The 26076-nt window shown below is 66.1% G+C and carries 22 protein-coding genes, 1 tRNA gene and 1 pseudogene; 8 read left to right on the forward strand and 16 right to left on the reverse strand.

Annotation, left to right across the window (positions count from 1 at the left end; genetic code table 11):
• Nucleotides 1-52 precede the first annotated feature (52 nt).
• On the reverse strand, nt 53-1594 hold the full coding sequence (locus tag RND64_RS05965) for an ABC-F family ATP-binding cassette domain-containing protein (RefSeq protein ID WP_290727598.1): 1542 nt from the start codon (nt 1592-1594) through the stop codon (nt 53-55).
• A gap of 231 nt (nt 1595-1825) precedes the next feature.
• Here RND64_RS05965 and RND64_RS05970 point away from each other — a divergent pair, with 231 nt between their 5' ends.
• Complete coding sequence (locus tag RND64_RS05970; RefSeq protein ID WP_290727600.1) at nt 1826-2827, forward strand: enoyl-CoA hydratase/isomerase family protein; 1002 nt, start codon at nt 1826-1828, stop codon at nt 2825-2827.
• Nucleotides 2828-2832: 5 nt separating this feature from the next.
• Here the strand turns inward: RND64_RS05970 and RND64_RS05975 are convergent, their stop codons facing one another.
• The 4 genes from RND64_RS05975 to RND64_RS05990 form a co-directional block, all read right to left on the reverse strand.
• The gene (locus RND64_RS05975) at nt 2833-3705 is read right to left on the reverse strand and encodes a hypothetical protein (protein ID WP_235434294.1); all 873 of its coding nucleotides are present in this window, start codon (nt 3703-3705) and stop codon (nt 2833-2835) included.
• Nucleotides 3706-3720: 15 nt separating this feature from the next.
• Nucleotides 3721-5331: a peptide chain release factor 3 gene (locus tag RND64_RS05980; RefSeq protein WP_049697983.1), complete on the reverse strand. Its 1611-nt coding sequence runs from the start codon at nt 5329-5331 to the stop codon at nt 3721-3723.
• 70 nt (nt 5332-5401) lie between these two features.
• Entirely contained in the window at nt 5402-6418 is a 1017-nt protein-coding gene (locus tag RND64_RS05985) for a beta-ketoacyl-ACP synthase III (RefSeq protein ID WP_049697984.1), read from the reverse strand.
• Nucleotides 6419-6468: 50 nt separating this feature from the next.
• Entirely contained in the window at nt 6469-7170 is a 702-nt protein-coding gene (locus tag RND64_RS05990; protein ID WP_331436491.1) for a PadR family transcriptional regulator, read from the reverse strand.
• Nucleotides 7171-7424: 254 nt separating this feature from the next.
• On the opposite strand from RND64_RS05990, the gene RND64_RS05995 reads away from it, so the two are divergent.
• The gene (locus RND64_RS05995) at nt 7425-8450 is read left to right on the forward strand and encodes an ATP-binding cassette domain-containing protein (protein WP_231895502.1); all 1026 of its coding nucleotides are present in this window, start codon (nt 7425-7427) and stop codon (nt 8448-8450) included.
• Nucleotides 8447-9208 carry an ABC transporter permease gene (locus tag RND64_RS06000; RefSeq protein WP_049697986.1) on the forward strand — a complete coding sequence of 254 codons (762 nt, stop codon included), beginning with the start codon at nt 8447-8449 and terminating at the stop codon, nt 9206-9208. Before RND64_RS05995 ends, RND64_RS06000 begins: the two co-directional genes overlap by 4 nt.
• A 60-nt stretch (nt 9209-9268) precedes the next feature.
• Here the strand turns inward: RND64_RS06000 and RND64_RS06005 are convergent, their stop codons facing one another.
• From RND64_RS06005 to RND64_RS06025, 4 genes and pseudogenes are all read right to left on the reverse strand, one after another.
• A complete protein-coding gene (locus tag RND64_RS06005) occupies nt 9269-10339 on the reverse strand; it encodes a beta-ketoacyl-ACP synthase 3 (protein ID WP_152930013.1) in 1071 nt (356 codons plus the stop codon).
• A 113-nt stretch (nt 10340-10452) separates the two neighbouring features.
• Nucleotides 10453-12286: pseudogene (locus RND64_RS06010) on the reverse strand (SLC13 family permease).
• A 93-nt stretch (nt 12287-12379) separates the two neighbouring features.
• Entirely contained in the window at nt 12380-12946 is a 567-nt protein-coding gene (gene pth, locus RND64_RS06020; RefSeq protein WP_049697987.1) for an aminoacyl-tRNA hydrolase, read from the reverse strand.
• Nucleotides 12947-12996: 50 nt separating this feature from the next.
• Nucleotides 12997-13623 carry a 50S ribosomal protein L25/general stress protein Ctc gene (locus RND64_RS06025; RefSeq protein ID WP_049697988.1) on the reverse strand — a complete coding sequence of 209 codons (627 nt, stop codon included), beginning with the start codon at nt 13621-13623 and terminating at the stop codon, nt 12997-12999.
• Between the two features lie 236 nt (nt 13624-13859).
• Between RND64_RS06025 and RND64_RS06030 the strand changes: the two genes are divergently transcribed.
• Complete coding sequence (locus RND64_RS06030) at nt 13860-14315, forward strand: limonene-1,2-epoxide hydrolase family protein (RefSeq protein WP_049698118.1); 456 nt, start codon at nt 13860-13862, stop codon at nt 14313-14315.
• Between the two features lie 9 nt (nt 14316-14324).
• Here RND64_RS06030 and eutC read toward each other — a convergent pair whose 3' ends face one another.
• The 3 genes from eutC to eat are packed head-to-tail and all read right to left on the reverse strand — an operon-like array spanning nt 14325 to nt 17952.
• The gene (gene eutC / locus RND64_RS06035) at nt 14325-15113 is read right to left on the reverse strand and encodes an ethanolamine ammonia-lyase subunit EutC (RefSeq protein WP_331436492.1); all 789 of its coding nucleotides are present in this window, start codon (nt 15111-15113) and stop codon (nt 14325-14327) included.
• On the reverse strand, nt 15110-16516 hold the full coding sequence (locus RND64_RS06040) for an ethanolamine ammonia-lyase subunit EutB (RefSeq protein WP_064869450.1): 1407 nt from the start codon (nt 16514-16516) through the stop codon (nt 15110-15112). The genes eutC and RND64_RS06040 overlap by 4 nt, the downstream gene beginning before the upstream one ends.
• Complete coding sequence (gene eat / locus RND64_RS06045; RefSeq protein ID WP_331436493.1) at nt 16513-17952, reverse strand: ethanolamine permease; 1440 nt, start codon at nt 17950-17952, stop codon at nt 16513-16515. Before eat ends, RND64_RS06040 begins: the two co-directional genes overlap by 4 nt.
• A 210-nt stretch (nt 17953-18162) precedes the next feature.
• On the opposite strand from eat, the gene RND64_RS06050 reads away from it, so the two are divergent.
• Nucleotides 18163-19665, forward strand: a complete 1503-nt coding sequence (locus RND64_RS06050; protein WP_331436494.1) for an APC family permease — start codon at nt 18163-18165, stop codon at nt 19663-19665.
• A 49-nt stretch (nt 19666-19714) separates the two neighbouring features.
• Nucleotides 19715-20452, forward strand: a complete 738-nt coding sequence (locus RND64_RS06055; RefSeq protein WP_064869444.1) for an IclR family transcriptional regulator — start codon at nt 19715-19717, stop codon at nt 20450-20452.
• A gap of 22 nt (nt 20453-20474) precedes the next feature.
• On the opposite strand, the gene arsC is transcribed toward RND64_RS06055, so the two are convergent.
• The 4 genes from arsC to glmU are packed head-to-tail and all read right to left on the reverse strand — an operon-like array spanning nt 20475 to nt 24571.
• Nucleotides 20475-20831 carry an arsenate reductase (glutaredoxin) gene (gene arsC, locus RND64_RS06060; RefSeq protein WP_331436495.1) on the reverse strand — a complete coding sequence of 119 codons (357 nt, stop codon included), beginning with the start codon at nt 20829-20831 and terminating at the stop codon, nt 20475-20477.
• Nucleotides 20832-20856: 25 nt separating this feature from the next.
• Nucleotides 20857-22053, reverse strand: coding sequence for an MFS transporter (locus RND64_RS06065; RefSeq protein ID WP_331436496.1), 1197 nt, complete (start codon nt 22051-22053; stop codon nt 20857-20859).
• 7 nt (nt 22054-22060) lie between these two features.
• A complete protein-coding gene (locus tag RND64_RS06070; RefSeq protein ID WP_049697995.1) occupies nt 22061-23038 on the reverse strand; it encodes a ribose-phosphate diphosphokinase in 978 nt (325 codons plus the stop codon).
• 57 nt (nt 23039-23095) lie between these two features.
• Nucleotides 23096-24571: a bifunctional UDP-N-acetylglucosamine diphosphorylase/glucosamine-1-phosphate N-acetyltransferase GlmU gene (glmU, locus tag RND64_RS06075; protein WP_331436497.1), complete on the reverse strand. Its 1476-nt coding sequence runs from the start codon at nt 24569-24571 to the stop codon at nt 23096-23098.
• A 213-nt stretch (nt 24572-24784) separates the two neighbouring features.
• Between glmU and RND64_RS06080 the strand changes: the two genes are divergently transcribed.
• Both RND64_RS06080 and RND64_RS06085 read left to right on the forward strand, forming a co-directional pair.
• Complete coding sequence (locus RND64_RS06080) at nt 24785-25540, forward strand: SDR family oxidoreductase (protein ID WP_049698121.1); 756 nt, start codon at nt 24785-24787, stop codon at nt 25538-25540.
• A gap of 357 nt (nt 25541-25897) precedes the next feature.
• A tRNA-Gln gene (locus tag RND64_RS06085) sits at nt 25898-25969 on the forward strand.
• Nucleotides 25970-26076 lie beyond the last annotated feature (107 nt).

Raw genomic sequence — 26076 nt, forward strand, 5'->3', positions numbered from 1 at the left:
GTTGCGCGGGATCCACAGGTACAAAAATGCCCCCGTGGATCCCACGCAACTTTCACCCGAGCGTGACCTCGCGGTCGATTCCGGCCTCGTCGCGGAACCCCGCGTCGTGCGAGACGAGCAACAGCGCGCCCGACCAGTCCCGTAGCGCCGTGACCAACTCCTCGACGGTGTCGATATCGAGGTTGTTGGTCGGCTCGTCCATGATGAGGAGCTTGGGATCGGGGTCGACGAGTAGCGCATCAGCCAACGCGACGCGAAGCCGTTCACCGCCGGAGAGTTCGTCGAGGCGCCGATCGCCTCGTGATCCGCGGAACAGGAATCGTGCGAGATGAGCTCGCACATCCTGACCGTCGACCTCTGGGTGCCGCTTGCCGACGAATTCGACGACGGTCTGCGACGGATCGTCGAACGAGATCTGTTGCGGCACATATGCGTAAGGAACGACGATGCGCTCGTTGTCGATGAGGTCGGCGATCAGGGTGGTCTTGCCGGAGCCGTTGCGTCCGGTGAGTGCAACGCGTTCTGGGCCGTCCATTCGTAGCCCATCGTCGACGATTACCTGAGCCGAACTGCCAAGTGCCACATCCGGCATGGTGATCCGCGCGCCCCGATCGGAGCGCACGTCGTCGCGGACGGACTCGAGCCGTCCGGCGGCGGCGGTCACGTCGTCGCGATGCTCGTTGCGGAAGCGGCCAGCCGACTTCTCGGCGGCGTCGCGTCGGAGATGCGCGATGATCTTGGGGACACGCTTCTCCCGTTCGGCCTTGGCCGCGGTCCGTGCTCGTCGGTCGAGGGCGATCTGTGCGTTCACCATCTCCCGACGCTGCTTGCGAAGATCGTTGGCGGCGTTGGCAACTGCGGCCTGCGCCGTCGCCTGTTCAGACTCGACCACCTCGCGATAGAACGAATAGGGGCCACCGAACACGCGCACGTCGCCGTGATACAGCTCGAGTGTGGCGTCGACGCGTTCGAGGAGCTCGAGATCGTGGGAGACGACGAGCACGGTTCCCGCGAATCTGTCGATCAGCTCGAAAACCCTGTCGCGGGAATCGGTGTCGAGATTGTTCGTGGGCTCGTCGAGCAGCAGTACCGCTGGCCGGTGCACGATCCTCGACACAATCGCGAGCAGCGTCGCCTCGCCACCGGACAGTGTTCCGACCGACCTGTCGAGGTCGGTGGGCAGCCCCAGCGCCGCCAGTTCGGAGGTCGCGCGCGCCTCGATGTCCCAGTCGTCACCGACGGCATCGAAGTGCGCGCCGTCGACAGAGCCTGCTTCGATTGCGCTGATCGCGGCCCTGATCGGCTCGATCCCCAACGCCGACGCGATGGTCAGTGAGGTGTCGGAGAAAGCGTGTTGGGGAACGAGCGAGACCTCGCCGGTGGTGGCGATACTTCCCGATGTCGGTACGAGTTGGCCCGCGATCAGCCGCAGCAGCGTCGTCTTGCCTGCGCCGTTGGCGCCGACCAGCGAGTACACGGCACGGGGAACGGAGAATGAGAGTTCGTCGAATACCGATGTCCCGTCCGGCCAGCTATACGAGACGTCCGAGAGTGTGATCGACGGTGCGAGATCGACGGATGACGGTGTGGACATGAACAACTCCGAGAGATTGGTGGGTGCGTACGGCGTCGGATCGACGCAGTCGCGCTGAATGCCAACCTCAGATGTTCATGTCTGTCAGATCACCCCTGTGCTCGTCGAAGAATGGTGCCGCACATCGTGCGAACCCAACCAACCATAACTCCGACGACCGACCCCCTGTCAACAGAGTTGTGTTCGCCAGCCGATGGAGTCGGTGTTCGACGACGCGCTACCGTGAAACGCATGTCCTTCATCCGAACTCAGGTCGGCAACGGCGTCGGTGAGATCATCCTCGACCGCCCCAAGGCACTCAATGCGCTCGATCAGACGATGATCGACGACATGCACGACGTCCTCGGGCGTTGGGGCGACGACGATTCGATCGAGACGGTGTTGGTGACCTCCGCGAGCGATCGCGCTTTCTGTGCGGGCGGCGACATCCGGGCGATCCGTGAGCACGCCGTCGCGGGTGAGTACGACGAGATCCGAAACTACTTCGCCGCAGAGTATCGACTCGATCAGATGATCGCGCACTATCCCAAGGCATACGTCGCGCTGATCGACGGTGTGGCGATGGGTGGCGGACTCGGGATCAGCGTGCACGGCGAGGTTCGCGTCGTCACCGAGAACTCGCTGATGGCCATGCCCGAGACGGCGATCGGATTCTTTCCCGACATCGGCGCAACCTACTTTCTGCCTCGCCTGCCGCGTGGTGTCGGAATGTGGTTGGGGCTCACCGGTTCACGCGTGCGCGGTGCTGAAGCAGTCCACCTGGGGCTTGCCACCCACTACGTGCCAGCGGCCGAGCTGGACTCCGTCGCCGACGCGCTGCGCGCCGGGGAGTCGCTCGTCGACATCCTCGGTGGCAGAAGCGAATTGCCCGCCTCCGACATCCCGATCGCCACGATTGGCGAGTACTTCGGCGACGACAACGTCGCCGCGATCCTCGGTGGGTTACGCGGCGCAGCAGGCGATGACTGGGCCGCGGAGATGGTCGAACTCCTCGAAGGTGCGTCGCCGACGAGCCTGTGGGTGACCGCAGCGCTTCTCGACGTGGGCCGCGATTCGACGCTCGACGAGTGCTTCGACCGCGAATTGCACGCGGCGACAACGATCACGAAGACCAACGACTTCTCCGAGGGCGTGCGAGCGATGCTCGTCGACAAGGATCGCAGCCCGTCCTTCGAGCCGTCGACCGTCGACGCTGTCGATCAGTCTGTGGTCGCCTCGATTGTCGAGGACTGAGCCGATCACGGCTGCAGGTCGAACCATCCGGTGAGGCTTGTCGGGCGCTCGGGCTGCGCGCCCGGTGTCGGTGCGGCAGCAGTCGTCGGTGCGCCCGGCGTCGGTGCGGCAGCAGGCGCCGCGCTGTCGTCGTCGACGGGCACATCGTCGTTCGGATCGAGCGGATTCTGTTCGGACACAATCGTTTCGGGGCAGTCGAATGATCCTGCGGCCCGCTTCGATGACATCGCGGTCAGCGTCAGCCTGCACGCCGTCGACGACCTGTAGGTCCCCTTCTCCGACAGTCCGACGGTGGCGTTGATCGGTGTGGTCAGGGGGCCAACCGGCGGGCGTGGACCATCGGTTGGCGGTAGGTGTTCGCCGGTCAGCGCGCCCACCGGGAATTCGATCTGTGCGCCCTCGGTGCCGTCGCCCTTGAACACGAACAGCAGGGAGTCGGGCGGGACATCGGGCGTCGGCTCACCCCAGCGGCCGAACTCGTAACATGTTGGGGCAGGCGACATTTGCTGCGCAGTCGGGCTGGCGGGTGCGACCACCTGCCCGTCCGCCCCTACCTGTCCATCCACGCCCACCTGCCCGCCAACGGCGGGCTGGCCCGTCGATGCCGTGAGTTGTCGCGGCGAGATCAGGACGTGTCCCCGGGTGAATCTCAGGTCGGAGCCCTGCCGGTCGATGGGTCCAGACGGGGGCTTCTCGGCGCAGCGCGCCGGATCCTGTTGCGCGGAGACGGTTGGCGTTGCTGACGACGACTGCGCCGCACGCGTTACCGACGTCGAGTCGGCGCACGCCGAGGTGATCGATGTGAGCGCGGCAGCGACCGCGAGCAGCGCGCAGATCCGCAGCGTGCTCGAGCGGCGTGCGGTCGATCGTCCGATCACGTCAGCCCGCCCTGGTCAATCAGCCGTTGCGACAAGCGGTTCGAGCGTCAGGTCGCCGTGTTCCTTCTCGATGTACTGCAGTCGCCATTTGTCGCTGAACAGAGCGAGGATCGCGCCGTCGGTCCGCGTGAACACCTCGACGCCGCGCTGGCGGTTGAGTTCTGACGCGCTGTCGGCGTCGGTGCGTCGGGCGAGGCTGTACCCGAGCGGCTCGATCACGGTGTCGACGTTGAACTCCGTCTTCATCCGTGCGGTGACCACCTCGAACTGCATCGGTCCGACGGCGGCCAGCACGGGAGACGCGTCTCCGCGGGTCTCGTTGCGCAACACCTGCACCACGCCCTCGCTGTCGAGCTGATCCATGGCCTTGCGGAACTGCTTGTACTTGTCCGCGGTGGTGACGCGGAGCGTCGAAAAGTGTTCTGGCGCAAAGGAAGGGATGGGCGGGTACTGGATGCGTGGGCCGTCGTAGAGGGTGTCGCCCGGTGCGAGTGCCGTCGCGTTGACGAGGCCGACGACGTCGCCGGGGTAGGCGGTGTCGACCGTCGAGCGGTCGCGGCCGACGACGGTGTGAGCGTACTTGGTGGCGAACGGTTTTCCGGTCTGCGCGTGGGTGACGACCATGCCGCGTTCGAATTCGCCGCTCACGATGCGCATGAAGGCCAACCGGTCGCGGTGGCTGGAGTCCATGCCTGCCTGGACCTTGAACACGACGGCGCTGAACGGATCGGTGACCTCGCGTTCGGTCCCGTCGATGCCGGTGCGACCCGACGGTGCGGGTGCGAGCTCGACGAGCGCGTCGAGCAATTGGCGGACACCGAAATTCAGCATCGCCGAGGCGAAGATCATCGGCGACGTCTGGCCTGCGAGGAAGAGTTCCTCGTCGTGATCCTGGCCCATCTCGGAGAGGAGTTCACTCTCTTCGACGGCCGCGATCCAGGCGTCGCCCTCGCGCTCGAGAGCGGCGTCGGGGTCGAGCAGTTCTTCCGGCGCGATCTTGGCTCCACCGGCGGTGCGGGTGAAGTGGATGTACTCGCCGGTGCGGCGGTCGAGGAGCCCGCGGAAATCGCCCGCGATGCCGACGGGCAGGAACAGCGGGGTGGGGATCAAGCCTATGCGTTCGCTGATCTCGTCGATGAGCTCCAACGGGGTGCGGCCGGGGCGGTCCCATTTGTTGATGACGGTGATGACCGGGATGCCTCGATGGCGACACACCTGGAACAGCTTGAGCGTCTGGGGCTCGAGCCCCTTGGCGGCGTCGATGAGCATGACTGCGGCGTCGACCGCGGTCAGCACTCGGTAGGTGTCCTCGGAGAAGTCGGCGTGACCGGGGGTGTCGACGAGGTTGATGACCGCGCCGGGGCCGTCGGTGCCCTCGAGGGCGTAGTTGAACTGCAGGGCGGTCGAGCTGACGGAGATTCCGCGAGCTTTCTCCATCTCCATCCAGTCCGACACCGTCGACTTGCGGCCGGCCTTGCCGTGGATGGCACCAGCCTCGCTGATCACGTGCGCGTGCAACGCCAGTGCCTCGGTCATCGTCGACTTACCCGCGTCAGGGTGGGAGATGATGGCGAAGGTACGTCGACGCTGGGCCTCGAGCCGCAGCTCACGCGCGTCAGAACTCACCAGACGAGGCTACTAGCCGGGCGAGCGTCGGAGCAAAACGCTCGACGCTGCCCGACGGTCAGGTCAGCCGCTACTCGAACGGGACCGGCGGCATCTTGACCACCTGTGCCGCGTAGCTGAGGCCCGCGCCGTAGCCGAGCAGCAGGGCGGTGTCGCCCGGCTTGGCCTTGCCGGTGGAGAGCAGATCTTCCATGGCCAGCGGGATCGACGCCGCCGACGTGTTGCCGGTGTACTCGATGTCGTTGGCCACGGGGGTGCCCTCGGGCAGATGCAGTGTCTTCGCGAGCAGATCGTTGATGCGGGTGTTGGCCTGATGGGGGACGAAGACGTCGAGGTCTTCGGCGCCGATCTTCGCTGCGTCGAGCGCGCGCTGCGCCACCTTGCCCATTTCGAAAGCGGCCCAACGGAATACCGCGGTGCCCTGCAGGCGCACGTAGGGCCGCTGCACCCGGTCGCCGTCGAGGAAGGTCACCCAGTCGATGTCTTGACGAATCGCGTCGTATTGGCTGCCGTCGCTACCCCAGATCACGGGTCCGAGTTGCTGGTCCTCGGTGGGGCCGACGACGACGGCGCCGGCGCCGTCGCCGAAGATGAAGCAGTTGGTGCGGTCGGTCATGTCGAGGGTCACGGACAACTGCTCGGCGCCGATGACGAGGACGTGCGTCGCGCTGCCGCCGCGCACCATGTCGGCGGCGAGTGCCATCCCATAACCGAATCCGGCGCAGCCGACGGTGACGTCGAACGCGGGGACACCGTTCGCGCCGAGTTCGGTGGCGACCTTCGTGGCGCCTGCAGGCGTCATGAGCAGATGGGTGTTGGTCGCGAGGATGACGGCGTCGATGTCGGAGCCGGAAAGCAGAGCATTGGCGATCGCCGTGCGCCCGGCCTTGATGCCCATCTCCACGACGTCCTCGTCGCGGCGCGCGAAGCGTCGGGTTTTGATGCCGGTCCGCGTGTAGATCCACTCGTCGGAGGAATCGATGTGCTCGCAGATCTCGTCGTTGGTGACGACGCGCTCGGGGCGGTACGCACCGATGCCGAGCATGCCGATGTTGTTGACGCCCGATGTGTCCGCGATCTCTGCCATGATCTTCCTTCCGTTATGCGACCCGACATAGACCGTCTCACATCGCGGAGCTACTCGGAAGTACCGATGCGCGAGGAGGGGACATCGTGGCCGGGCTGACCTCCGAGAATGCGCCTGTAGTCAGTGCGGTCTGCGGTCATCTGGTGCCCGGGATCGTCGGGCGGTGGCGTCCAGTCGGCGTTCTCCAGGAACGACAGCTTCCCCTCGTGCACGTCGGCGATGACGTCGGTGAGCCAGTCCGCCTCGGCCTGCGCGAGACGCAACCACAGGCGAGCGCCCTCCATGGCATGTGGCGGAGCGTAGGGGTTGGCGCCGGGTTCGGTGTCCGCGCTGTATTCGCGTATGACCTCCCTCAGCGTCACCAAACGCTGCTGCAGCAGCGTCGTCGCATGGTCGTCGCCGAGGAGTGGCAGGAGATTGAACGCCGCTTGGAACGCGCTGCGGTCGAAGACGTCGACGCCGATCATCGCGCGCTCGATCATGCTGTGCAGCCTGGCCCGACCCGACTCCGTGATCTCGTAGACGCTGACCTCGCGCGAGCCGTCGGAGACCTCGCGGCGTGTGAGATCGCCTGAGTCGCTGAGCTTTCCGAGCGCGTGGTAGATCGAGCCCGGATTCACGTTGGCCCACTTGTCGACCTGCCACGACAACAGTTCGCGGCGGATCTGATAGCCGTTGACCGGCCCCAAGATGCCGACGACGCCGAGCAGGAGTAGCGGCGTCGTCGGTGGGATGGGTGGCGTGGAAGCCATGACCTGACAGTAATGCGTCGAGAAAGATTTCGAATCGAGGGCAGGGGTTGTCCGCATTTCGATGAATCATCGACGCGTAGGTGATCAGTACACGCAGACAGTCACGACGACGCCGTCGGGTTTCAGGGGCCTTTCGACGACTACTTCTGCGACGAAGTGAGCATCTAGTCAACTTTGACTAGATGGCTTATATTCAAATTTGAACACGATGCGTGAGCGGCTCACTCGACGTTCACACAGAGAGGGGACGAGCTGTGACACCGACGACGATCCAAGCGCGAGGTCTGGTGCAGACCTTCACGACGGGGCGAGGCAAGAACAAACGCGAGGTGCGGGCCGTCGACGGCGTCGACCTCGATATTCACGAGGGTGAGGTGGTCGGATTTCTCGGCCCCAACGGAGCGGGGAAGACGACCACGCTGCGCATGTTGACGACGTTGCTGCGGCCAACCGCCGGAACCGCGACCGTCAACGGATACGACGTCGTGCGCGAGTCGGTGATGGTCCGTCGCAGCATCGGCTACGTGTCACAGGCGGGTGGAACGTTCAGCCAGGCCAGAGCGGGCGACGAGGTGGTCGACCACGGGATGCTCTACGGACTCTCACACGCCGACGCCACTCGACGCGGGCACGAACTGTTCTCCCGACTGCAACTCGACGGACTGTGGGAACGGCAGCCCAAGAACATGTCGGGCGGTCAGAAACGACGCCTCGACATCGCGATGGGCCTGATCCACGATCCCTCGCTGGTCTTCCTCGACGAACCGACCACCGGCCTCGACCCGCAGGCGAGAGCGAACCTCTGGGACCACATCAGCAGGCTGCGCTCCGAGCGTGGCGCCACGGTCTTCCTCACCACGCACTACCTCGACGAGGCCGACGAACTCTCCGACCGCATCCTCATCATCGACAACGGCAAGATCGTCGCGGCCGACACCGCGCAGAACCTCAAAGATCAGGTGTCGGGCGACCTCGTCGACCTCGAGGTCCACATGGCAGCCGAGGTCGACATCGCCGCGGATCGTCTACGACGCATCGCCAACTCCGTCGAGACCGATGGCCGCCACGTGCGCGGACGTGTGCGGCACGCGGGACGCGAGATACCGGGACTGCTCCGCGAACTCGACGCCTCGGGCATCGCGCTCGACAGCATCGAGGTGCTGCGACCCACCCTCGACGACGTCTTCCTCACGATGACCGGGCGTTCGCTGCGCGACGCGCAAAGCGGGACCGAAAACGCCGCACTCGAAGAACTCGACAACGAAGGAGCCATCCGATGAACTTCCTCCGCGACTCCACCATCGTGTTCCGTCGACAGATCCGGATGAATCTGCGCAACCCGGCCTGGGTGCTGATCGGGGTGCTGCAACCCGTGCTCTATCTGGTGCTCTTCGGCCCGCTGCTCAAACCGATCGTCGACCAATTTCCCGGCGGCGCCGACAACGCCTACACGTTCCTGGTGCCGGGACTTCTCGTGCAACTCGGGTTCTTCGGCGCGATGTTCGCCGGGTTCAGTCTGATCGGCGAGTGGCGCGAAGGCGTCGTCGAGGCCGAACGCGTGACGCCCGCGAGCCGCTCCGCACTGCTGACCGGTCGGCTCATGCGCGACGTGCTGCAGTTGTTCGTCCAGGCGCTGATCCTGGTGTTCCTCGGCTACGCCATGGGCATGCGTGGATCCGTCAGCGGCGCGATCGTCGGCATCGCCATCACGCTGCTGATCGGCGCAGCGTGCGCCGCGGCGTCGAATGCGCTTGCCCTGACCGCCAAGAGTGAAGACGTCATGGCGCCGGTCATCAACATGGTGATGATGCCGGTGCTGTTGCTGTCGGGAATCCTGCTGCCGATGACGCTCGGACCGATGTGGCTGCAACGGGCCAGCGACTTCATGCCGTTCCGCTGGATCGTCGACGCCGTCCGCAGCAGCTTCGTCGGAGGCGTCGCGACATCGACGGTCGCGTGGGGTCTGCTCACCGCCATCGCGCTCGCGTTTCTCGGAACATGGTGGGGCACAGCGGTCTTCCGCAAGGAAAACGCGTAGCGGTTCTAACCCAGGTCGTCGAAGCTGCTCACCTTGGGTGCCGGGGGAAGCGTCACGGTGCTACCCGAGGTCGTCGAAGCTGCTCACCTTCGGCGCCGGGGGCAGCGTCACGACGGCCCCGGCGTAGGAGAGGCCAGCGCCGAACCCGAGCAGCAGCGCGGTCTGTCCGCCCTTGGCCTTGCCGGTGGCCAGCATCTCTTCCATCGCGAGCGGGATCGACGCCGCCGACGTGTTGCCGGTGTTCTCGATGTCGTTGGCCATCGGTAGGTCGTCGGGGAAGCCCAGGTTCTTCTTCATCAAGTCGTTGATCCGGGCGTTCGCCTGGTGGGGGACGAACACCTCGATGTCGTCGAGTCCGATGCCGGACCTCTCGATCACCGACGACAACGCCTTGGGCAGTGTGATTGCCGCCCAGCGGAATACGCGCGAACCCTCCATGGTGACCACCATGCGGCCGACAGGCTCGGTCTCCGGATCCTTGTGCTGGTATTCCTGAGCGCGATCCATGTACTCGGGGATGTCGTAGTTCTGGCCGATCGCCTCGGCGTTCTCGCCGTCAGAACCCCAGACGGTCGGGGAGATCCCGTTCTCGTCGCTCGGTCCGACGACGACCGCACCGGCGCCGTCGCCGAAGATGAAGGCGGTGTTGCGGTCGGTGGGCTCCATGACGACCGACATCGTCTCGACGCCGACGACAAGTACGTACTCGGCCGAGCCCGCGCGCACGGTGTCGGCCGCGACGCCCAGGGCGTACCCGAAGCCGCCGCATCCCGCGGCGATGTCGTAGGCGGGAATCCCGTTGAGGCCGATGTCGTATGCCACGATCGGGCCGCCGTGCGGAATCTTGGTCTTCCAGCTGTTGGTGGCCAGGATCAGCGCACCGATCTTGTCCTTGTCGATCCCGGAGTTTTCGATGGCCCGCTCGGCTGCGGCGGCGGCCATCGACCGTGCCGACTCGTCGCCGCTGATCCACCGGCGATTACGGATGCCGCTGCGTTCGAAGATCCACTGATCCGAACTGTCGAGAACCTCGCACACCTCATCGTTGCTGACCAGGCGTTTTGGTCGGTACGCGCCGATGCCCAACATCGCTACGTTCTGATGGCCTGTGTTGGCGGCGATGACGGTCACGCGTACTTCCCTTCGACAAACGGATCACGCAGCGGATAGCCCTGCGCCCGAAAAGAGTGTAGGCCCCGCCACATCCGGTGACGAACAAGGCCGCTTCTCACGGCGCCTGCTCGTCAGCCGTTGATCGGCCAGAACACCGGGACCAGGGTCACGGTGACGACCAACCAGCAGACCATCAGGACGATCCCCAGCCGCCAATAGTCGCCGAAGCGGTATCCGCCCGGATTCATCACGATCATGTTGGCGGGAGTGGCGATAGGCGTCAGCAGGGAAGCGGCGGCAGCGACGCAGACCACCATGAGCACCGTTCGGGCGTCGACACCGACGTCGGCCGCGGCGACGAGCGCGATCGGTATGACGATCAGCGCGGTGGCGACGTTGGAGATGAACTGCCCGAGTACGGCGGTCAGCACGAACAGCATGGCCAGCAGCAGATACGCACTGTGTCCGGACACCAGGTCGACGATGGGTCGTGCGATCAATTCGGCACCGCCACTGCTCGTGATCGCCGCCGACATCGGGATCAGCGCGGCGATCAGGACGAGCGTCGCCCAGGGAACGGCACGGTATGCCTGCTCGCTCGACAGCACGCGGAACAGCACCATCGCACCCGCTCCGAGCAGACCCGCGACCACCGGCGGCACGGCCCCACTGGCCAGCAGCGCGATCGTCACCACCAGGATGACTGCCGCACGTGGAGCGCTTCGCCCGAGCGGAACCGTCTGCCGCCGAACGGTTTCCGACGATGCGACCACCAGAACGTCCTTGTCGTCGGCGAGAGCGTCGAGCGCGCCCCACGGGCCGTACACCAGTAGTGCGTCGCCTTCCTGCAGCGTCGACGCACGTGACGAGACGTCGTCGTTCTGCCTGCGCACCGACAACACGAGCAGCCCGTCTTCTGCGCGCACCATCCCGCCGAACGCCGGCCGCCCGATCCACGACGAGCGCGGTGGGATCACCAACTCACAGATTCCGTTGTCGCGGTTGATGAGACTGTCGCGCTGGCCGCTCATGCGCCTGCCGATGGTGTCCTCGACGGTGAGGTCGGTGTCCCGTGCGAGCGTCTCGACGGCGGTGCCCACACCGGAGACGACGAGTATGTCCGACGGTTCGAGCTTATGCGTCGAACTGAGTACGCGGCCACGTTCGGACTGTGCGGCGACCGTGTCGATCGCGTCGTCTGTGATGGCCGCGCGGACGGTCTTCCCGACGAGCGTCGACGCCGCTTTGACGTGCAGGCGAAAGGTGCGCACGCCGGTCGTCGCCAATCCCGACAATTCGTAATGCTCGACGACGTCGCGCTGATATCTGCTGAAATCCTCTGGCAGCGACTGTGATTCGCGACGCGGGATCAGCCGGTCGCCGACAAGCGCGATGACGACCAGTGTCACCACGACCAGGGGGACACCGATGAGGGAGAAGCCGAAGTAGCCGATCGAGGAACCGGTTTGCTCGGTGGCGGCTTCGTCGATGATGACGTTGACCGGACTGCCGCTCAGCGTGAGCAGTGAACCGGCGCTCGCGGCGAACGCGAGAGGGAGCAGTACGCGCGACGGTGACAGATGCCCGCCGCGCAACGGCGACACTGACCGGGACCAACGCCGCCGCCGCACCGTTGATCGTGATGAGTGGGCTCAACGCCGCGGCGAGAACCATGATGGCGGCAACCACCCTGGTGCGTGTGCGACCTGCGACGCGCGCCAGCACGCTGCCCAGCCATGCGGTGATTCCCGACGCCTCGAGTCCCTCGCTGACCACGAACAGGGCCGCGATGAAGGCGATGACGCTCTGACCGAGACCCGAGGTCAGTTCGTCGAACTGCACGAGTCCGAGGAAGTAGAGCGCCAGCGCCGACCCGATGGCGACGAGTCCGACCGGCAGCTTGTTGATGATGAACAACACGACCGTGACGCCGAGGACAATGAGGCTCAGGGCGGCGTCCGACATTTGACCATCGTTGCACCGAGAGTGCACTCATGCTGCGGTGTCGGGCAGTGCGTGCCGCTTCTCAGTCAGTGGCGGCGTCGTCGAATCGCGGTATCACCAGGTGTGGACGACGTTCTGCGCTGCCTCGAGACCCGAGGAGATCAGCGCCTCGGTGGCGTCGGCGCCGTGCTGGATGAGTAGTTCGACGTCGTCGCGTGCGGACGACGGAAAGGGTTTGAGCACGAAGTCGGCGGGATCCTGGCGGCCGGGCGGACGACCGATGCCCAGTCGGACGCGGTAGTAGTCACGCGATCCGAGTGCCTGGCTGATCGAGCGCAGCCCGTTGTGGCCGCCCTCGCCGCCGCCGAGTTTCAGGCGTACGGCACCGAAGTCGATGTCGAGTTCGTCGTGCAGTGCGATCAGATCCGACGGGCCGATCGAGTAGAACTTCGCGAGTGGGCCGATCTCGCGGCCGGTGGTGTTCATGTACGTGCGTGCACGTGCCACCAACACCGACTGGCCGGCGAGCGTGATGGGTGCCACCATTGCGCCGGAGCGCTTGTGCACCTTCCATCGCTCGCCGGCCGTCGTGACGAGATGGTCTGCGACCATCGCGCCGATGTTGTGACGCGTCCGCTCATACTTGGAACCGGGATTACCGAGTCCGACAACAAGTTTCATGATTCCTGTGTCATCAGTAGGTGCGGAGCGTCGGAGGAGGTGACGCCGAATTACTCGGCCTCGGCCTCAGCGGCGGCAGCGTCGGCGTCGGCCTGCTCCGCGTCGGTCTCTTCCTCGAGCTCTGCGGCGGTGGTCGCCTCGTTGACTGCGACGATGAGGGTCTCCGGGTCGGTGATGAGCTCGACGCCCTCGGGGAGGACCAGGTCCGACGCATGGACCGACGTGCCGACTTCCTTGCCCTCGACGTCGACGACGATCTGCTCGGGGATCGACAGTGCGTCGGCCTCGATCTCGACGGTGTTGGCGTCCTGGGTGACCAGGGTGCCGGGAGCGGCGTCGCCCTCGACGACGATGGTGACCTCGACGGTGACCTTCTCGCCGCGCTTGATGACGAGCAGGTCGACGTGCTCGATGTAGTTGCGGATCGGGTGGATGTCGATCTGCTTGGTCAGCGCGAGCTGGCTGGTTCCCTCGATGTCGAGGTCGAGGACGGCGTTGGTGCCGTTGTTACGCAGGATGGTGGCGAAATCGCGAGCCGGGAGGTTGAGGTGCTGCGGGTCGGTGCCGTGGCCGTACAGCACGGCGGGCACGTTGCCTGCGCGACGAGCGCGTCGAGCGGCGCCCTTGCCCTTTTCGGTGCGGGTGGTGACTGCCAGTGCGTTTGCCTGGGTTGCCATGTGACTCTCCTTGGTGGTTCGGCCGCGTCGGTGCGTGCAGCCGGGTGGTCGGTGCTCGGCGTTCCGTAGCGGTTCCGCAGGCCGACAATCCACGACCACCTGCGGAAACTCGAGTCCGCAAGGAGATGTGCGATGGTCGCGCCGATTACGGTGACTGCTCACCCTCGCCGAGACAACCCGTCAAGGATAGACGACGACCAGCGGTGAAGTCACATCGCGCACCGTACGGTGACACCATGACCTCCCGTACCCCTGATCGCGTCGTTACCGACTTCCTCGATGCTCTCGCCCGCGACGACAGTTCCGCAGCCATGGCAGATCTCGACGAGAACATCGTCTACACCAATGTCGGACTGCCGACGATCCGTGGCAAACGCAACGTCGCCAAGGTCTTTGGTGCCATGGACGCGTCGTCGTTCGCAGGCTTCGACTACGGGATCATCAACATCGCCACCGACGACACCGTGGTGCTCACCGAGCGGATCGACGAGATCCGGCTCGGTCCCGTACGTATCCGGTTCTGGGTGTGCGGGCGCTTCGAGATTCTCGACGGTGCGATCGCCGTGTGGCGCGACTACTTCGACTTCTGGGACATCACCAAGGGCTTCGTGCGTGGACTTGCGGGTGTCGTCGTTCCGTCGGCGGTGCAGTCGCTACCAGCGCGCAGGGTCGACGCCCCCGGGATCACCTAGTCCCGCGACCTAGCCGAGTTCGCCCTGCGCAGCGGCTGCGGCGACGGCGGGGTCGGCAGACGAGGTGTCTTTGAGTGCGACGCCCGACGCGCCGAGTTGCCGTGCCCCGGACACCAGTGCTCCGACGATCCGGGCGGCGTCGCGGTATCCGAGCCCGTCCGGCGGATGGATGTTGGAGATGCAATTGCGTTCGGAGTCACGACGTCCCGGCTCCGGGCGATACGTCAGGTAGATGCCGAGGCTGTCGGCGACCGACAGTCCCGGGCGCTCCCCGATGATCACGAGAAGGATCTCGACGCCGAGCGCCTCCCCGATGTGATCGCCGAGCGCGACACGCGCCTGGGTGGCCACGACCGGCGGAGCGATCGAGAATTGCGGCGAGAGTTCGGCAGCGATCGTCTCGATGAGCGCTACCGCGTGCGTGTCCACCGCCGTCGCCGACAAGCCGTCGGCGATCACGAAACCGATGTCGGCGCCCGAATGTTGCACTGCGGAAAGGTCATTCGGGATTCGGCCGAGGTCGGGTCGGCGCAGATACTCCGCCCGCGACGACGCCTGACTCGTGACGACCGCCGGCTCGCCCAACCCCAGCCCCTTCAGACCGTCGACGACGCCGTCGGCGTCCATGGGCGTGTGCACGGCGTCGCGCGCTGCCGCGTGATCGGCCTGGAACTGGAGGACGTCGGTACTCGACAGTGCATTCCCGCTGCGCTGCAACCCGATTCGCGCCTGGGTGAGTCCGCGCATCGATCCCCACGGATCGACCGACGGGGTCGACTGTGTGTCGGGTGTGTTCACGACGCCGCCAGTCCGCGCAGCGCCGAGGTCTGCGGGTCGAGTGGCACGACGTGGCCGCCGTCGTCGGCCATGCCGATCGTCTGCATCCACGCCTCGAACTCCGGTGCCGCGCGCAGACCGAGGACGTCGCGCAGGTACAGGACGTCGTGGAACGAGAGGCTCTGGTAGCCGAGCATGATGTCGTCGGCGCCCGGCACGGTGATGACGAATCCGACTCCGGCCATCCCGAGCAGGCTCAGCAGTGTGTCCATGTCGTTCTGGTCGGCCTCGGCATGATTGGTGTAGCAGACGTCGACGCCCATCGGCAGCCCGAGGAGTTTGCCGCAGAAGTGATCTTCGAGTCCCGCGCGGATGATCTGCTTACCGTCGAAGAGATACTCGGGCCCGATGAATCCGACGACGGTGTTGACCAGCAGAGGCTCCAGCGACCGTGCGACCGCGTAGGCGCGCGCTTCGAGGGTCTGCTGGTCGACGGGCCGGCCACCGGTTCCCAGGTGTGCGCCCGCCGACAGTGCCGAGCCCTGCCCGGTCTCCAGATACATCACGTTGTCGCCGACGGTCCCGCGGTGCAACGACCGCCCGGCCTCGTTGCCTTCGTTGAGAACTGCCAGGTCGACGCCGAATCCGCGGTTGGCGCCCTCGGTGCCCGCGATCGACTGGAAGACCAGGTCGACCGGCGCGCCCGCCTCGACCAAGCCGATCGTCGTGGTGACGTGCGAGAGCACGCACGACTGCATCGGAATATCGAAACGCTGCCGCACGTCGTCGAGGAGTTCGAGCAGCGTCGACGTCGCCTGTGGGGAGTCGGTTGCGGGATTGATTCCGACGACGGCGTCGCCGCAACCGAGGAGCAGGCCGTCGAGCAGTCCTGCCGCGATGCCGCGCGGATCGTCGGTGGGGTGGTTGGGCTGCAATCGTGTCGCGAGGCGGCCGGGCAGTCCGATCGTGGTGCGGAATCCGGCGGTGACCTCCATGCGGCGGGCGACGGAGATCAGATCCTGATTGCGCATCAACTTGCTCACCGCCGCAACCATTTCCGGGGTCAACCCGGGGGAGACGGCCTGCAGGCGCTGCGTTCCACCCGACGCCACGACCTGCTCGAGCAGCCAGTCGCGGAGACCGCCGACGGTCAGGTGCGCGATGGGGGCGAATGCCTCCCGGTCGTGGGTGTCGATGATCAGCCGTGTGACTTCGTCTGATTCGTAGGGGACGAGCATCTCTTCGAGGAAGACGGTGAGCGGAAGGTCGGCGAGAACCCATGCCGCTGCGGCCCGCTCGGCGTCGGATTGTGCTGCGCACCCGGCCAATTCGTCACCCGAACGTGCCGGGGTGGCCTTGGCCATCACATCGATCAGGTCGGCGAACTGGTAGGTGTGCCCACGAAGCGTGTGGCGGTAGATCACGAGAGTCCCTCTTCGGCGTCGGCAATGGCCTCGAACTCTTCGTCGGCGCTGGCGAAGACCAACCGGTTGCGGCTGTACAAGCCAAAATACGTCATGAAGAGCGCGAACACGATGAGACAGCCGGTCGCGGCCTTGATGTCGACGAGGAACGTCGCGACCAATGCGAGCACGGCGATCACGAGGGCGAAGCCTGTCGTGACGATGCCGCCGGGTGTGCGGTAGGGGCGCGCCAGTTCCGGCTCCCTGATGCGCAGCACGATGTGGCTGACCATCATCAGCACATAACTCAGTGCGGCACCGAAGACGGCCATGTTCAGCAGCATCGCGCCCTGTCCGCTGAGTGACAGGAGGAACCCGACGATGCCGGGAACGATCAGCGCCAGCGTCGGAGACTTGCGAGAGTTGGTGACGGACAACGACTTCGGCAGGTATCCGGCGCGCGAGAGTGCGAACAACTGCCGCGAGTAGGCGTAGATGATCGAGAAGAAGCTCGCCACGAGCCCCGCCAAGCCGATGTAGTTGACGACGGTGTGTGCGGTTCCGCTGCCGAGCGCCTCGACGAGCGGGTTACCCGAACTCTGCATGGCCGACGCACCGCCGGCTCCCGGCACCAGGAACAACACCAGCGCACACGTGAAGATCAGCGCGCACATCGCCGCGATGATCCCGCGCGGCACGTTGCGGGCAGGATCCTTGGCCTCCTCCGCGGCGAGGGGGACGCCTTCGACGGCGAGGAAGAACCAGATGGCGAACGGGATTGCCGCCCAGATGCCGAGGTATCCGTGGGGCAGGAACGAACTCGCGCCCGCTGCATCCGTCGGGGCGATATCGGTGAGGTTCGACCACGAGAAGTCGCCGATTGCCGCGATCGCGAACACGATGAGGCCTGCGAGCGCGACCGCGGTGATCACGAACATCACCTTCAGTGCCTCACCGACACCGGCGAGATGTACGCCGATGAACAACGCGTAGACCGCGAGGTACACCCACCAACCGTCGGTGATGCCGAACAGGTGCAGCGACTCGACGTACGCGCCGATGAAGGTCGCGATCGCTGCGGGCGCGATCGCGTATTCGATCAGGACCGCGGTACCGGTCGCCATCCCGCCCCAGGTGCCGAGGGCTCGGCGGGCGAAGGTGTATCCGCCTCCTGCCGCGGGCAGTGCGGAGCTCATCTCGGCCATGCCGAGCACCATCGCGAAGTACATCGCGGCGATGATGACGGCGGCGATGGCCAGGCCGCCGAAGCCGCCCTGCTCGAGCCCGAAATTCCACCCGGAGTAGTCGCCGCTGATGACGTAGCTGACCCCGAGGCCCGCGAGCAGCACCCACCCGGCCGTGCCGGTCTTGAGTCGACGTTTGTCGAGGTAGTCGGTCGAACTCGCTGCCGACGACGCGGCAGCCGTCGTGCCGCCTCCGGATTCGATTGTGCTCATGAACGCGCCTTTCGTGCGGAGGCGAGATCACCGTCGGTCTCGCTGCTTACTTGATTCCGGCAAGACGGTACGGAGTGTGTGTCACATCACAATGGCGTCGACGTAAGAGCGGCTGAGAAATGAGAACCCCGGATTTCTCACGCGGGTTAACACGCTGGAAACACGAAAACGATGCGTCGCAACGACTGCTCCGTCACGGTAGAGGGCGCTATGCCGACATCCTCCACCGCCGAATCATCGTCCAGCGCAGAATCGCCGTCAGCGACGTACCCGTTGGTCGCCGACGAGTCGCCGGTGCGCGGCCTGACTCGTCGTCAGCTTCCCTTCATACCCGTCTTCGCGCAGTCCGTCGCGGCCATCGCGCCGGCAGGGACGTCGGCGGTGACGCCGTTGTTCGTGATCGCCGCGATGAGTGGTGCCGGGGGAGTCATCTCGTTTGCCGTCGCGATGGTCGTCGTCATGATGATCTCGGCGTGCGTGCGGCCGATGGCGCAACGACTCGCCGTCGTCGGCGGTCTCTATTCGTACGTGGCTCAGGGGTTCGGCCCGCGTGTGGCGCTGCCGACGGCGTGGTCGGCGATTGTCGGATACGGCTCGGTGAGTATGGCGGGACTTCTCGCAGTTGGCTTGTACCTCAACCACATTGCCGTCAGTATCGGCGTATCGACGTCGGTGTGGCTGCCGATCGTCTGTGCGATCATCGTCGTGGCCGCTGTCGCGATGACCGTGCTGATGGTTCGCGGGATCAAGGTATCTGCGACCGCGACGCTTGCGATCGAGGTCGTCGCCGTTGTCATCCTGGTCGGCCTGATGGTGTGGCTCGGGATCACGCACCATTCGGCTGACTGGGCGAAGGTGTTCGCACCGCAGGTCGACGTCGGGTCGATGGGTCTGATGATCGTGGTCGCGGTCAGCGCGTTCGTCGGATTCGAGAGTGCGACGACGCTGTCGGCAGAGGCGCGTCGACCGTTCCGCAGCGTTCCGCGGACCCTGCGCTGGACCCCGATCGCCGCCGGGCTCATCTATCTGCTCGCCGTGACCACTCAATCGGTCGCGATGTTCGACGCCCCCGCGGGCGTACGGACGAGCTCCACACCCCTCGCCGCACTGTTCCTCTCCGACGGCACCCGCGTCACGGCGGTCATTCTCGACATCGGGATCGCGACGTCGTTCTTCGCATGCGCGCTCGCCTCGGTCAATGCTCTCGTGCGCGTGCTGTTCACCCTGGGACGCGAGCGGGTGGCACCTCGGGCGTTCGGCACCACGCACCCGCGCTTTCACACACCCGCGTTCGCCACGGTCTGTGCGATGGCGGTCGTGACGCTCGGGCCACTGGTGTTCCTCTGGTGCGGTGGCGATCCGCAGAACGGGATTCGCGACTTCCTGACACTCAGCGCCCTCGGCTACATGGGTAGCTACCTCACCGCCTGTCTCGCATCGCCGCGGCTACTGGCGCGGATCGGCGAGAGCAGCAGGCGCATCCTGGCGCTCGGCGTGTTCACGGCGACCATTCTCGGAGTGCTGCTGCTGACCGCTTTCGGGACCGGTGTCGGACACGGCCGCATTCTGGGCGTCGTCTACGTTGCGTCGATGGCTGTCGTGACCGTGTTCGTGCTGGGCGTGGCGCGACGCCGACCTCGTCTGCTCGGCGGCGTCGGAGTCTTCGATGCGACGACCAGTGCCGACATCCTCACGACTGCGACGCTGCGGTGACAACTCGGCAACTTGCGGGTGCGTACGGACGCTGCGGTGAGGGGGCGACATGGCGATAGGCCGTGCGCCGCGGTCGGATTCGGTGGTGCGCGCCCTGCAGATCATCGAGACCGTTGCCGACCTCGGAATCGGTACGACGGCCCGCGACATCGCCGATCGGCTCGACCTACCCTCGGCGAGCACGTATCGGCTGCTCAACAGTCTCGTCGCCGACGAGTTCCTGGTGCGGACAGCCGACCTGCGCGGCTTCGCGATCGGCACCCGTCTCGCGTCGTTCGTCGACGGAGTGGTCACGCCTCCGGTCCCGGCGCGTGCCGCGGAGCTGATCGACGAGTTTCGCGGATCGGTGCGGTTCGCCGTGCATCTGCTCTACTTTCGCCCCGCCTCGGTGCGCGTCCTCGACGCCGATCCCGACCATCCGCTCGACGGGGTGGGTGAACTCATGCGGTACCTGCACGCATCTGCCGCGGGCAAACTGCTGCTGGCGTCGTTGTCGCAGTGGCGCGACGCGCTGGAGATGCCGTTGCTGCCGGTCACGCCCGCCACGATCATCGACCCGGCGCGTCTGGAGGAGCAGATCGCCGAGATCCGACGCACCGACGTTGCGCGCGACGACGGCGAACTCGTCGTGGCCCACGCCCACCTCGCCGTGCCGATCTACGACGTCACCGGCGCTGTGCGCGGGGCGGTGATGATCGGCGGGGTATCGAGCAGACTCGAGGCGATCTGCTCACTCACCGACGCCGCGCGCGGACTCGCGAACGCCGTCGGGCCGCTGCTGTTCTGAGTGGCCGTGTGAGTCCGGCCGACTACAGAATCTCGTCGAGCTTGTCGAGTGGGCGGCCGAGGCGAGTTCCCTTGTCGGTCACCACAAACGGACGTTCGACGAGGATCGGGTGCGCCACCATCTCGTCGAGCAGTTTCTCGTCCGACGCGGCGTCGAGGTTCAGTTCCTTGTAGAGCGCTTCGCGCTTGCGCGCGGCCTGACGAACGGTGATACCGGCATCGGCGATGAGCTTCTCGAGTTGTGCGCGGGTGTACGGCTCGTCGACGTACTTCACGATCGTCGGCTCGACACCCTCGTCGCGGAGGCGTTGCAGCGCTTTGCGCGACGTCGAGCATTTGGGGTTGTGATAGATCGTCGCTTTGTCGCTCGCAGCAGCCATGAGGGTGACACTACCCAAGCGCCAACTACCCAGACTCTGCGGCGGCGTCGTCGGGTGTGATGCGCCGGGGGAGCGTGAGGGCGACGGCCAGGGCGACGACCGCGCACACGGCTCCGACGACGACGGGTGCCAGCGCGCCGCCGTGCTCGATCGCCAGTGCGCCGATCAGAGCGCCGACGCCGATCGAGAAGTTGAACGTCGTGGAGTAGAGCGTCGTCGCGGACTCCCGGTAGGCGGGTGCCACGCGGAACACCGTCGTCTGCAGGCCGATGGGGGCAGCGGCGTATCCGGCGGCCCAGACGAGGAGTCCGACGAGTGCCGCGGGAAGCCACAGACTCGCGACGGGCGTGAGTATCAGTGCACCCGCGAGGACCGCGATGATCGCCGCCAACGACCAACGCACCGACTGCGTCCGGGTCAGGAACGCCCCGGCCGTGAAGTTGCCCGCGACCCCTGCCACGCCCATCACCAGCAGAACGACACCGATTAGGTCGGCGTCGATTCCGAGGATCTCGACGATGAACGGGGTGACGTAGGTGTAGGCGGCGTACGCGCCGGTGATGAGGAGCGCGGTGACGATCAGCGTCGTCCGGAGGTCGCGCATGCGGAGCAACCTGGGCAGACCGCGCAGGCCGATGGTCTCGCTGTCGCCGGGGACCGATCGGAGCAGCACTGTCAGCGCGACGAGGCTCACCAGACTCAGTCCGGCAAGCGTCCAGTAGGCGGCCCGCCAGCCGAATGCCTGCCCGATCACGGTGCCGACGGGCATGCCGAGCACCGACGCCAGCGACACCCCTGAGAACGCGATCGTGGTCGCGCGGACGGCGGCGTTCGGTGGGACCAGGCGCACCGCGGTGGCCGCGACGATCGCCCACATCAACCCGAGGGCGACGCCGATCGACATGCGGACCGCCACCAGCATCGCGTAGTTCACGGCGAGGGCGGTGAGCGTGTTGCCGACGACGAATGCGGCCATGACGCAGAGCAGGATCGGACGGCGATCGAGGCGTCGAGTCGCCGTGGAGAGGGTGGGTGCACTGACCGCGGCCACGAACGCGAAGAACGTGACCGTGAGGCCGATGGTGCCCTCGGAGACGTCGAGGTCGGTGGCCATCGGACGGAGTAATCCGATGGGCATGATCTCGGTGGTGGTGATGGTGAACACACCGAGCCCAAGCGAGACCACCGCCGCCCAATCGCGTCGGGCGGCGGTGGTCGTCATCGAAGTATCAGGCGTTGCCGTCGAAAAGGCTTGTCACCGAACCGTGTTCGAACACCTCGCGGATGGTCTGTGCCAGCAGCGGGGCGATCGAGATCACGGTCAGCTTGTCGAAGCGCTTCTCCTGCGGGATCGGGAGCGTGTCGGTCACGATGACCTCGTCGGCCTCGGAGTTGGCGAGGCGCTCGGCGGCCGGATCGGAGAAGACGGCGTGCGTCGTGGCGATGATGACGTCGCCCGCGCCCGCTTCCTTGAGCTTGGAGACCGCGCCGACGATGGTGCCGCCGGTGTCGATCATGTCGTCGATGACCACACAGGTGCGGCCTTCGACCTCACCGACCACGCGGTGCGCGACGATCTGGTTGGCGACCAGCGGGTCGCGGGTCTTGTGGATGAACGCGACGGGGGCGCCACCGAGCGCATCCGACCACTTCTCCGCGACGCGCACACGACCCGAATCCGGCGAGACGACGACGAGGTTCTCGATGCCGTACTTGCCGCGAACGTAGTCGGAGAGCTGACCCTGGGCGTGCATGTGGTCGACGGGGCCGTCGAAGAAGCCCTGGATCTGATCGGTGTGCAGGTCGACCGAGATGATGCGGTCGGCGCCAGCGGTCTTCATCAGGTCGGCGATGAGGCGTGCCGAGATCGGTTCACGACCGCGGGCCTTCTTGTCCTGGCGTGCGTACGGGTAGAAGGGCAGGATCACGCTGATGCGCTTGGCCGAGCCGCGCTTGAGCGCGTCGATCATGATCAGCGCCTCCATCACCCACTCGTTGAGCGGGGCGGGGCAGCTCTGGATCACGAACGCATCCGAACCGCGCACCGACTCCTCGTAGCGAACGAAGATCTCGCCGTTGGCGAAGTTCCGCGCGGTCTGCGGAGTCAGCTTGATGCCGAGTTCGTCGGCGACAGCCTGCGCCAGGTCGGGGTGTGCACGCCCCGAGAACAGCATCAGGTTCTTCTGGTTGTCGGTGGTCCAGGTCATGAAAACTCTTCTACTCGATCGTCGGCCGGTGGGCGGCTCTGCCAGCGGGTCACGTGGCTAGGAGCCGGGCTGTTCGGGCTGAGTATCGGCCGCGCCTGCCTCGATCGCTGCGCGTGCGGCAGCCGTGTCGGGGCGTTTGCGGGGTACCCAACCGTCGATGTTGCGTTGTGGACCCGACGAGACCGCGAGGGCGCCGGGCGGGACATCGTCCCGAATGACCGTACCTGCCCCGGTATACGCGCCGTCACCGACCTGCACCGGAGCGACGAACATGTTGTCCGATCCGGTGCGGCAATGCGACCCGATCACCGTTTGATGCTTGTTCACCCCGTCGTAGTTGACAAAGACGCTCGACGCCCCGATGTTCGACTCCTCGCCGATCGTCGCGTCACCGACGTAGGTGAGGTGCGGAACCTTGCTACCTGCACCGATGGTGGCTTTTTTGGTCTCGACGAAGGTGCCGATCTTGCCGCGCTCACCCAATTCGGTACCCGGCCGCAGGAAGGCGAACGGGCCCACGGAGGCGTCGTCGGAGATCACCGAGTCGGAGCCGTGCGTGCGGATCACCGACGCCCCGCGGCCGATCGTCACGTCGGTGAGCGTGGTGTCGGGACCGACGACGGCATCCTCGGCGATACGGGTGGCACCGTGCAGTTGGGTGCCCGGCTCGATGCGTACGTCGCGCTCGATGCGTACGTCGACGTCGATCCACGTCGAGCCTGGATCGACGACCGTCACGCCCGCGAGCTGGTGGCGACGGATGGTCGCGGCGTTGAGCGCGGCACCGAGCGCGGACAGTTGCGCGCGGTCGTTGCAGCCCGCGACGACCAGCGGATCGTCGACGACATGCGCCCGGACGGTCTTGCCCGCGGTCCGCGCGATCTCGATGACGTCCGTCAGATAGAACTCGCCCTGTGCGTTGTCGGTGGAGAGTTGCTGTAGCGCTGAGCGCAGTGCCTGCGCGTCGAAGGCGTAGATGCCCGCGTTGACCTCGGTGATCGCGCGCTGAGCGTCGCTTGCGTCCTTTTCTTCGACGATGGCCTGCACCGAGCCGTCGTTGGTCCGGATGATCCGGCCGTATCCGGTCGGCTCGTCGGCGATGAAGCCGGTGAGCGTGACCGCGGCGCCGTCTCCCGCGGTGTGCGTGGCGACGAGGGCCTCGATCGTCTGGCCGTCGAGGAGTGGGATGTCGGCGGCGGTGATGATCACCGTTCCGGTGAAGTCGTCGGGGAGTGCGGTGAGACCCGCGCGGGCGGCGTCGCCAGTCCCGGCGGGCGAATCCTGAACGGCCACAACGATATCGGTGCCGATCTCCGCGGCGATCTCGTTGACGGCCGCAGTGACGCGCTCGCGTTCGTGGCCCACGACGGCGACGAGTTGATCGGGCGATGCCGCTGCTGCGCCATGCAGCACATGGCCGACGAGCGAGCGTCCACCGATGGTGTGCAAGATCTTGGGAGTCTTGGATTTCATCCGAGTGCCCGCGCCCGCGGCGAGGACGATCACGGCTGTCGCGGCTGACTTCTCTGTCATGTCCACCTCCGGGATTCGACGACTGCGCGCCGCGCGCACCGAGTGACGGCGTCGGGCGTGGCGACGGACCGATACTACTGACTCGTCTACGGCACAGAAGCGTCAGTGCAGGTAGTGGCCGGGGTGCAGGTGGTGACGGCCGCCCGAACGGCGACTGATAGAACCGAGGGGACGCACGTCACAGGAGACGTACACGCAACGGAGGAGTTCGCAATGAGTGCTCAGAAGACAGCAATCGTCACCGGATCGGGTCGGGGCATCGGCGCGGCGGTGGCCAAGCGCCTCGCCGACGACGGCCTGGCCGTCGCCGTTCTCGACATCACCGAAGAGGCCGCCGCCGACACCGCCAAGGCGATCAACGACGCCGGTGGCAAGGCGATCGCCGTCGGCGCAGACGTATCCGACGAGGCATCGGTCAACGCGGCCGTCGAGAAGGTCGCAGCCGAGCTCGGCGCGCCGACCGTGCTGGTGAACAACGCGGGCATCCTGCGCGACAACCTGCTGTTCAAGATGAGCGTCGACGACTGGGACGCGGTCATGGGCGTGCACCTGCGCGGCGCCTTCCTGATGAGCCGCGCCTGCCAGAAGTACATGGTCGACGCCGGCTGGGGCCGCATCGTGAACCTGTCGTCGACCTCCGCGCTGGGCAACCGCGGCCAGGCCAACTACTCGGCAGCCAAGGCAGGCATGCAGGGCTTCACCAAGACGCTGGCGATCGAGCTGGGCAAGTTCGGCGTGACCGCCAACGCGATCGCCCCCGGCTTCATCGAGACCGACATGACCGCCGCCACCGCCGCCCGCGTCGGCATGGACTTCGAGGAGTTCAAGAAGCTCAACGCCTCCGCCATCCCCGTCGCCCGCACCGGCAAGCCCGAGGACATCGCCCACACCGCCTCGTTCTTCGCCTCCGAGGGCGCGGGCTTCGTCTCCGGCCAGGTCATCTACGTCGCCGGCGGCCCGCGGGACTGACCTCGCCGCCGCTGGTCGAGCTGACCACCGCTGGTCGAACGTGCACTCGCTGGTCGAGCCGGCCCCGCTGGTCGAACGTGCACTCGCTGGTCGAGCTCACCACCGCTGGTCGAGACCGCCCCGCTCGGTAGATATGTGTCGTTTGTGAGGATGTGGGCGCTGCAGCACCCACATCCTTACTTTCGACACACATTTAGGTCGGGGTCTGGTCGGTCGAGTTGACCACTGCTGGTCGAGCTGACCACCGCTGGTCGAGCCGACCGCCGCTGGTCGAGCTTGTCGAGACCACCCCGCCCAGCTCGCCGCCCCTGTGGCACAATCGTCTGCCGTGCCTGTGGCACACTTCTAGGCGAGTAATCCCCCATGGTGTAATCGGCAACACTTCTGATTTTGGTTCAGGCATTCCAGGTTCGAGTCCTGGTGGGGGAGCAGCAACACGATCGTGGTGTCCACGCGCGCATTTCACAAGCATCCGCGAGAACTCGCCGCAACGACCGACGCCGGGCCTCGGCTGTGAACCGATGACCCGGCGGATA

Origin of the sequence: Gordonia sp. w5E2, from assembly GCF_036540975.1 — a bacterium.
Classification (GTDB): Bacteria; Actinomycetota; Actinomycetes; order Mycobacteriales; family Mycobacteriaceae; genus Gordonia; species Gordonia jacobaea.